This is a genomic window from Streptomyces odontotermitis, assembly GCF_050510915.1.
In the GTDB taxonomy this organism is placed as follows: Bacteria; Actinomycetota; Actinomycetes; order Streptomycetales; family Streptomycetaceae; genus Streptomyces.
In genome coordinates this window covers 1,018,834-1,026,981 of the sequence record NZ_JBNJLS010000002.1, presented here as the reverse complement: position 1 = coordinate 1,026,981, position 8,148 = coordinate 1,018,834, and the positions used below count along the sequence as shown (strand labels likewise).

At 69.1% G+C, this 8,148-nt stretch carries 7 protein-coding genes; 5 read left to right on the top strand and 2 right to left on the bottom strand.

Annotated elements, in window-relative coordinates; all coding sequences use genetic code 11:
- Nucleotides 1-208: 208 nt before the first annotated feature.
- From ACQB60_RS10690 to ACQB60_RS10675, 4 genes are all read left to right on the top strand, one after another.
- Nucleotides 209-898 (top strand): glycoside hydrolase family 75 protein, encoded by a 690-nt coding sequence (locus ACQB60_RS10690; RefSeq protein WP_496925613.1) that lies wholly within the window; start codon nucleotides 209-211, stop codon nucleotides 896-898.
- A gap of 291 nt (nucleotides 899-1,189) precedes the next feature.
- On the top strand, nucleotides 1,190-3,292 hold the full coding sequence (locus ACQB60_RS10685; protein ID WP_496925612.1) for an ATP-binding protein: 2,103 nt from the start codon (nucleotides 1,190-1,192) through the stop codon (nucleotides 3,290-3,292).
- 80 nt (nucleotides 3,293-3,372) lie between these two features.
- The gene (locus ACQB60_RS10680) at nucleotides 3,373-4,170 is read left to right on the top strand and encodes an SMI1/KNR4 family protein (RefSeq protein WP_496925611.1); all 798 of its coding nucleotides are present in this window, start codon (nucleotides 3,373-3,375) and stop codon (nucleotides 4,168-4,170) included.
- 33 nt (nucleotides 4,171-4,203) lie between these two features.
- Nucleotides 4,204-4,695, top strand: coding sequence for a hypothetical protein (locus ACQB60_RS10675; RefSeq protein WP_496925610.1), 492 nt, complete (start codon nucleotides 4,204-4,206; stop codon nucleotides 4,693-4,695).
- 26 nt (nucleotides 4,696-4,721) lie between these two features.
- On the opposite strand, the gene ACQB60_RS10670 is transcribed toward ACQB60_RS10675, so the two are convergent.
- Together ACQB60_RS10670 and ACQB60_RS10665 are read right to left on the bottom strand one after the other, a co-directional pair.
- The gene (locus ACQB60_RS10670; protein WP_496925609.1) at nucleotides 4,722-4,940 is read right to left on the bottom strand and encodes a hypothetical protein; all 219 of its coding nucleotides are present in this window, start codon (nucleotides 4,938-4,940) and stop codon (nucleotides 4,722-4,724) included.
- 127 nt (nucleotides 4,941-5,067) lie between these two features.
- Complete coding sequence (locus ACQB60_RS10665) at nucleotides 5,068-6,969, bottom strand: WD40 repeat domain-containing protein (protein WP_496925608.1); 1,902 nt, start codon at nucleotides 6,967-6,969, stop codon at nucleotides 5,068-5,070.
- Nucleotides 6,970-7,038: 69 nt separating this feature from the next.
- Between ACQB60_RS10665 and ACQB60_RS10660 the strand changes: the two genes are divergently transcribed.
- Nucleotides 7,039-7,614 (top strand): GrpB family protein, encoded by a 576-nt coding sequence (locus ACQB60_RS10660; RefSeq protein ID WP_496925607.1) that lies wholly within the window; start codon nucleotides 7,039-7,041, stop codon nucleotides 7,612-7,614.
- The last annotated feature ends 534 nt before the right edge of the window (nucleotides 7,615-8,148 follow it).

Below are 8,148 nucleotides of genomic sequence, written 5' to 3'. Positions count from 1 at the left end.
ACACGTCCGCCGCTCCTTCGGTTGCCCCGGTTTCCGCCAATTCACCCGTCTTGGGGAGCGATTCGTCGAGGTGGGGCTTGAGGTGCCCGTGGTGGTGACGATGGCCGTTTCATGAGTTGACGAGTACATGAGAGGAGCGGGACCGTGAGCGCCACAGGTAAGGAAACTTTCCTAATAGACCTGAGAGACCTAAGAGAAGGGCCCCCACGTGCGTACTCGAACGCTCGCCCTCGCCGCCTCCGCCGGAGCCGCCCTGCTCGCCGCGGCGACGCTGCCCGGATCCGCTGCCGCGTCCCCCGACACCCCACGCGAAGGCTCGGTCAGCGCGGCCGAACTGCTCGCCAAGGTCACGTCCTGCTCGCAGTTATCGAACGGCAAGTACAGGTCCGACGAGGAGACGTCGGCGAACATCCCCGTGTGCGGGAAGAACGGCGCCGTGTTCTGGAAGGCAGACATGGACGTCGACTGCGACGGCCAGGTGACCTCGAAGTGCAACGCGGACACCGACCCCTGGTTCCAGGACGACACCGCGTTCCACCAGTCCAACGACAAGCCCCTGAACGCCGAGAAGCTCCCGTACGTCGTCGTGCCCAGCTCCAGCTCCATCTGGAACTACGCGAACTCCGGCATCAAGGGCGGCGGTGTCGTGGCCGTCATCTACAACAACAAGGTCGAGTACGCGGTCGTCGGCGACACCGGCCCCACGAAGATCATCGGCGAGGCGTCCTACGCCACGGCGAACGCACTCGGCATCGATCCCGACCCCGAGACGGGCGGCACTGACTCCGGCGTCACGTACATCCTGTTCAAGAACTCGAAGGTGTCGCCGATCGAGAGCCACAGTGCGGCGGTGAGTCTGGGGGATTCGTTGGCGAAGAAGTTTCTGCAGGACAACTGAGCGAGTTTATGGGCGAGTTGGACTGCCTGCCTGTCTACCTGCCTTCCTGTCTCGCTGTCTGCGTCGTCTGGCAACGGTGTGAGCCGCTCACCGATCAGAGACGCACAAGAGATGGCCGAGTGAGCCACGGTTCTGTGGTGAAGTGAGCGGTCCCTCTGAAGAATCGGGCAACGCATGGCATCCGTGCCCCGGGACAGCGATCAGGGACCAAAATCGCCGCTGGCAGAGGATCGTGGCCAACGGGCGGATCGTGGCCAACGGATCGTGTCCGGGGCGCGGGAGGCAATCACCGTGGAAGACGCCCGACCGGGGTGGACGGTCGGAAATCTGACGCCCGAGGTGACGAGCTTCGTCGGGCGAAGGGTCGAACTGGCCGCCATCGCAGATGAGTTGACCGAGGCGCGGCTGGTGACGCTCACCGGGGTGGGCGGGGCGGGCAAGACCCGTCTGGCGCGTCGCGCCGGAGCCGATCTGCGCGCCGTGTTTCCCGACGGGGTGTGGTTCGTCGAGCTCTCCGCGGTGCGAGGGGCCGCCTCGATCGCGCTCGCCGTGTACGAGGTCTTCCGGCTGACCGATCAGACCGCGGGGCCCGCGATCGATGTGGTGGCGGACTGGCTCGCCGACAAGCGGCTGTTGCTCGTCCTCGACTGCTGCGAACACCTGGCCGCCGACTGTGCCGAGGCCGTGGAGGTGCTGCTGTCCGCAGCGCCGGGAGTGCGTGTCCTGGCCACCAGTCGCTGTCGCCTGGAACACCCGGGTGAGCGTGTGGTGGCCGTGCCCCCGCTGCCGATCACCGTGACGGAACAGTCCCACGGGGTGGCACCGGCCGACGCGGCCGTGCTGTTCATGGAGCGCGCCGCGGAATGCGCACCCGGAGCGCTCAGCGCCGAGGACGACGGCGCGGCGGTGGCCGACATCTGCGCCCGCCTGGAGGGCATTCCCCTGGCCATCGAACTGGCCGCCGCAAGGCTGTCGCAGATGGGCTTGGTTGCTCTTCGCCGACATCTGCGGAACCGGTTCGAGACGCTCACCTCCACGGACGAGCGGTCCCGTGACTGCGAGCGGCGGCACCAAACGCTGCGTACGACCGTCGGCTGGAGTCATGAGCTGTGCGCTCCGCTGGAGCGGCTGGCCTGGGCCCGGCTCGCGGTGTTCGCCGGCGGCTTCGAGGAGGAGGCGGCCGTACGGGTCTGCGCCGGTGGGCCGATCGGCGATGCGCAGGTGCCGGGGCTGCTGTCCGCGCTGGTGGACAAGTCCATCGTGCAGCGTACGGACACCCCGTGCGGTCCCCGGTACGCGATGCTCGACACCCTCCGGGAGTACGGAGAGCAGTGGCTGCACGAGCTCGGCGAGGAGCCGTGCACGCGTCGGCGGCACCAGGACCACTACCTGCGTCTGGCCCGGCGAGGCTGCGACGAGTGGGCCGGGCCGGACCAGGTCCTGTGGTGCGAGCGCGCCCACGCCGAGCGCGCCAACATGCGCGCCGCGATGGACTTCTCCCTCACTGCGGAGAGGGACGGCACGGCCCTGGAGATGGCGGGGTGCCTGGGGTTCCTCTGGCGGCACTGCGGGTTCAGCCGGGACGGGGAGCGGTATCTGGACGTCGTCCTCGACCTGGATCCCGAGCCGGGCCCCGCACGTACCTGGGCGCTGTTCGCCCGCAGCTCCATCGCGTTCGCGCGGGGAGACCTGGAGGCCGCCGTCCGCTGGGGAGAGTCCTGTACGGAAGCGGCGTCGGAGCCGGGGCAGGAGGGCAGCGGTGCTGCTGCGGCCGCTGCCGCGGTCCTGGGAATGAGTCTGGCGATGCGGGGTGAGCTGGCCCGTGCGGCGGAGGTCCTCGACGGCGCCCCGTACCAGCGTGTCCGCGAAGCCCGCTACGAGATCGCCCCGCTTCAAATCCGTCTGTCCCGCCTGTACACCCACCTTCACCTGAGGGAGTTCACCCGTGCCCGCGTGGTGGCCGACGCCCTCCGTGCGGACTGCCGACGGTACGGCGAGCGCTGGGTGTGTTCCTACGCCGACTACCTGCGGGCGATGGTGGATCTCGGCCAGGGCGACGCGGACTCGGCGACGAGGCACGCCGGGGCGGCGCTGGCGGGACACCACGCGCTCCACAACACGACGGGAATCGCGGTGGTCCTGGACACGTTGGCCTCGGCGGTCCTGGCCGGCGGCGACGCGGAGCGGGCGGCCTGGCTGCTCGGCCTCGGCGGGCACGTCTGGCAGATCATCGGCAGCGCTCAGATGGACTCGCCGGGACTCGTCGCCATCCGCCAGGCATGCGAGCGCGGCGCACAACAGGCCATCGGTGAAACGTCGTACGAGGCGGCCTTCCGCAAAGGCATGGAAATCACCGTCGACGACGGCCTCGCCACCGTCCTGAATACGACCTGAGCCCGTGTGCCAGAGCGTTCGACATCGCGCCTCACGCGCGAGCGCACTCCTTGTCAGTGCCGTGCGCTTCACTGGCATCCATGGAGCCCACGCAAGCGACCGTCAACGATCTGCTGGTCCAACTCGGCCCGCGGGGCGGCCACATGTACCTGCCCGGCGACCTGGACCCGCAGAGCCTGTCCGACCTGCTCGACAGCAGGTGCGGCCCGGCGCGCACCCTCGTCCTCGACGGCTTCACCGACCCAACAATTGACGAGGCCGGAGGCGCGGCTCTCCTTGCCCCTTTCGAGAACCGGGCCGTGACGATACGGGCCTGGGTGTACGGGGCGCAGTGGGTCGGGATGGGTACGGCGCGGGACGTTGAAGGGACCGTGCGGCCGGTGTTGGCAGCCGCCCGCAGGGAGGTGCCAGAACCACTGGCGGTTGCCCCGGGCGAGGACGTCGACTGGGTGGAGCGGCTCGGACGGATCACCGGCTGGACGCAGCCCGCCCGGCGCTTGGTCGTGTCCTGGGCCGAGGTGGAGTCGCGCCTGGGCACGGCGCTGCCGAGTGACTACAAGGGCATGGTCGAGACGTTCGGCGAGGGAGCCTTCGACGGCTATCTGGACCTGAACCAGGAGCCGTGGGCGGGCCTCCGGGAGGACGGGCTGCTCATCTGGGCGAGCACTGAGCACGAGGACCTGTACTGCTGGAGGGTCGACGGCGACGATCCTGATGGTTGGCCGGTCGTTGTCCGGTCCTTCGATGGCGAAGATGTCGTCTTTGATTGCCAGGTCGCGGAGTTCGTCTGCCGTATCCTCATCGACCCGTATCACCCGTTCACGATCGCCCGGCATTTCGACACCCACCGGTTCATGAGCCACCAGGACTGGGAGTGACCTCTTGCGGTGATCGAAGGTGGGTTGAGAAGGGTGGCTGACGCGTTCTGGTCGGCGCCAGATAGCCAGGCCGTGTGGGAAGGGCTGCCCTCACTCGTACGGGAGGCGATCGTGCGATGTGACGCCGAGCAGCTGGCGGTGGAACGGTCACGCGTCGCGCCACACCTACGGGCGTCCATCGTGGAGCCCGTGTACTCGGTGGCGCACCGCTTCGCGTCCTGGGAGCGTGTCGTGCGCCGGATGGAACCGGGCTGGTCGAGCGAGAAGTTCTACCCGATCAGCGCCTACAGCAACGACTTGGACTCCCGGGACTCCCTGGCCGAGACCATGCGTTCTCTGCCTGCGGAAGCGCGGGAAGGGGAGCTGGGGAAGCTCCTTGCCCAGCTGGACGCGCGGTTTCGGGCGCAGAGCGTGCCGGATCCGGAAGGCTCGCTGCGCCCTTGGGTGCGTCCGACGGACGAGCGGCCGGAGGCCGGTCTCGGAGAGTGGTGGAGGCGCAAACCGATTCGTGAGCCCTGGAGTTGAAGAGTGAACCTCGGGTGGGTTGGCGATCACGCCCGAGGCCGTCTCCTGCCGACTGCCTTGCTGTCGAGCCGGGACCCTCCGTATACGCAGGCGATGATCACCACCCCGGCCAGGGCGAAGGACCAGACCGGCGCTTCGACGGTGCGCAGGAAGACGGCCACACCAACCCCTGCACTCGCACCGGCAAGCCCGAGGTGCTTGCTCTCCATGTCCTCCACGTCCTCCACGTCTTCCACGTCTTCCACGTCGTCCGGAATGGCCGGGGGGCGTCAGTAGTCCTTCTTGTCTGAATGCCAAGCCGCAGACCGGTCCTTCGGCGGCCACGTAGCGGCCGCCGAAGGACCCGCAGAGTCGCGTGCCATCGGGCTCACCTCAGGACTCAGGCCCCCGCGCACAGTTCTGCTCCAGCTCGTTGGCCGCCCACCGAATCGGCCCCGCCGGATCGTCATGGAGATACCGCAGCATCGGCAACGTCGCCCGAACCGCTGCGAGTTGAGCGTCACCACGCCCGCCGCGCGCCTCACGCACATCGGCAAGGTCCGCGATGAGCAGGAGAAGAGTGGAGCGGGCCTGGTTGTCCGGGTCGGTCATCAGCTCGGCGAGGAACGGGATCGCGGGTACCGCCGCGGTCGAGGACGCCTCCTTGGAGACGAGGAGGCGGTACAGGTCGTGCACCGCGTCCATCGCCGTCTTCTTGTCGTCCGAGCCCACCTTCACGATCAGGTCCGGGACTTGGTGGCCGGGGCCGCGCGCCGTCCACAGCGAGCCCCAGTCGATGTCGTCCATGCGCAGCCGCATGCCCCGCGCCGGCCACAGCTTCTCCAGGTCGAGCCGGAGCGAGGAGGTGCCCTCGGCGTCGGTGGTGTGGAGTGTGCCGTCCGGGTCGAGACCGAGGAACCTGATGCCCGTGCCGAGGCGGAGGTTGGCGACGTCGTCGGTCGCCATGTCCCGGATGCGGAGAAGCCCGTCCTGCCACAGGGCGGCCAGGGCGGGGCCCGTCGGGAGCACCGCCGAGGCGAGCGCCGTCAACGGCGTACTCCTGCGGTCCAGGGGTGCGCGCAGCGGCTTGCGGCGCGTGGGCCAGAAGCGGATCACGCCGTTCGCGTCGCCACTGAACACCCACCGCTTGCCGCTTTCAAGTCGCACGCAGGTGACGGCCGTTACTGGCGCGCGGTGGAGGGTGAGGCTGATGGTCTCGGGGTCTTCGTCGTCGGTCTCGCGGACGTGGACGACGCCCTCCGTGTCACCGGCGGCGAGGGTGAGGGCTCCCTCGTCGGCGGCCACCGACCTTACGGTTGCCGGGGGTTCGACGAGCGCGGCCGCGGCGCCGGGGACGGCGGTCGGCTGGGGGTAGCTGCGAGCGACGACCGCCCAGCGGCCGCGCGGGTCCCGCTCGCCTTCCGGGAGCGCGGCCGGGTTGAGGTTCTCCAACGGACGCGGGACCTCGGACGGGCCCTTGACGTCCTTGTCGTTCCACTCCAGGCCCAGGGTCCGGGCGACGTCGGTGAGGGCCTCGCGGGTGCGGGCGTTGATGACGATGGGGCGGTCGGCGCCCCGGCCGCGCCCGTGACGTATGACGGCGTCCGGAGCGCCGTACGACAGGGCGTCCGTGTGCATCTCCTGCCAGGGGAGGAGACCGAGATCCGTGTACGAGGACTCAAGGCGCCGCACGATCTCCGGGTCGGCCTCGACGGTGTCGCGGCCGACGCGCAGCGAGTAGCCGTAGTACGCGGGCATCCGCTCGAAGGCGAGCTGCATCAGGAACTCGGAGAGCGAACGGCTCTGGACCACCCACTCGCCGTTGAGGCTGACGAGCACCTTCGGGTCGGGGTGCTCGGCCTCGGCGGCCAAGTAGCCCCACTCGTGGGCGTAGTGGTACTCGGACATGAAGACACAGACGCGGGTGTCGTCGTCGGGGCCGATGAGGGCGTTGCCCGCGGCGACGTCGGAGACGGCGACGGCGCCGTCGGGGTCGACCTCGAGGTCGGAGATCTTCGGCGGCCACTGCGTGTGGACCCAGTACAGACGGGGGTTGAAGGCGAAGGAGTTGAGCGGCGAGTCCCACCACTCGTTGAGCGCGACGGGTATCGGCAACTCCCAGTCGATGCCGTGCTTCTGGTTCTCCCCGCCCCAGCGCGAGTGCCCGGGCTCGCCGCCCGGATCCTCGAAGCCCCACTCGCGCTGGACCTCCGCCAGCAACTCCCAGCGCGGGCGCCCCTCCTGACGCCTCAGCCGGTCCGCGAACTGTCCGTAGTCGATGATCTCGTGTGTCACCCCGGCATCGTACGAATGCGCGAAGCCGGTGGTGTCCCGGGAGTGTCACAGTGTGGTCAGCTTGATGGTGTGTCAGCGTCCCCGTCCCGCGGCATCCGCATTGCCGATTACGACCCCGACTGGCCCCGGCAGGCCGCTGCAGCGATCGATGCCCTCGGCGCCGCGGCACCTGAGCTGTTCGCGGAGATCGAGCACATCGGCTCGACCGCCGTCCCGGGACTGGCGGCCAAGCCCGTCATCGACCTGATGGCCGCCGTCGTCGACCTCGCGCTCGTGCCACGCCACCAGGCGGCGCTCGCCGCTCTCGGCTTTCATCCGCACGAGAACGGGATGACGGATCGGCTGCTGTTCGTCCGCGCGGACAACGGCGTCCGCAGCCACATCCTGCACGTGGTGACCCTGGAGAGCTGGCCCACCCGGAACCAGCGAATCCTCCGCGACTACCTGCGCGCCCACCCCGAGGAGGCGCTGCGGTACGCGCAGCTCAAGCGGGCCATCGTCGGCGCGGGTAAGGGTGCGGGGGCGGGAGTGGGGATCGGAGCGGGTGAGTACGCCCGGGCCAAGACGGCACTGGTGCAGGAACTCACCGATCGCGCCCGCGCACGGCTCGGCCTGCCTTCGGTTCCCGTGTGGGAGAAGAGGTGAGTCCCGTGCGGGCGGGCAGCGCCGCTCGGTCGCGCCAGTGGTCTGCGTCGCGAGGATCGGCCAGCCATGCGGTGAACCGCTCCGCGCCTGCTTGGAACGCCTGCGGGAGTGAAGTGCCCGCACCCACAAGCAGGCGGACGGAGTCGACGTCGTGCGTCGCGTGATCGGTGTCGCACCAGCAGGCCACGTTCACCGCTGCCTCAACCGCCAGTTGCCCCGAGACCGTCCACACCACCTGGAGCAGGAACTCCAGCTGGTCGCCCTTGTCTGCATGCGCGATGACATCCAGTCCGAGGATTACGTGCACCCATGGCTGGGGTCCTGGGAAGGGCACGTGATCCGGTGCCCACTCCCATTCCCATTCGCCTCCCCACTCCGTCCTGTCGTCGGGACGAGCCGTATCGACGACGCGGGCTGCTTGCTGCAGAGACCCGGCCTCAGCGCCCGAGAGGTGAGGAAAGAGCTCAAACCATGGGACGTCGTCCAGGGCACCTCGCCGCATGAGCATGAGCTGATACTCCGCGCCCTCCCGTT

Excerpts from the sequence above, each read along its gene's own strand:
- ACQB60_RS10680 (WP_496925611.1), top strand. The coding sequence starts at position 3,373 with ATGGAGCCCACGCAAGCGACCGTCAACGATCTGCTGGTCCAACTCGGC.